The organism is Paraburkholderia sp. SIMBA_030 (assembly GCF_046535245.1).
Classification (GTDB): Bacteria; Pseudomonadota; Gammaproteobacteria; order Burkholderiales; family Burkholderiaceae; genus Paraburkholderia.
In genome coordinates this window covers 1-322 of the sequence record NZ_JAWRXB010000218.1, presented here as the reverse complement: position 1 = coordinate 322, position 322 = coordinate 1, and the positions used below count along the sequence as shown (strand labels likewise).

The following is a 322-nucleotide window of genomic DNA, read 5'->3' as shown; positions in this document are numbered from 1 at the left end:
ATAGGATAACTGAGTAAAGCATGACCCATTAATCACACAGATGAATACTGGGTAACAGTCACAGTGCTCGGCATGCTCACGTATCTTATAATTATAAAGTTAGGGATGTACTTATGTTCGATATCAAATCATTTTTTAAACGAGAAGTAGAAAAAAAGCTTATCAATGTAGATGACTATATTTTTATGCCAGAACGCGTAGAGATGGAAATTGAAGGTGGACTATTAAATTGTGTGTTGAATAGTGATGGTCGCGTAGATATTTTTTATAGTAAAGACGGTGTCACTGAGGTGGGTTCAGCCTCGCGCAAACACCCATTTAC

At 37.0% G+C, this 322-nt stretch carries 1 protein-coding gene; it reads left to right on the top strand.

All coding sequences use genetic code 11. The annotated features are described in order from the left end of the window. Positions 1–113: 113 nt before the first annotated feature. A partial coding sequence (locus SB772_RS39740) for a hypothetical protein (RefSeq protein ID WP_410838485.1) occupies positions 114–322 on the top strand: 209 nt, incomplete at its 3' end.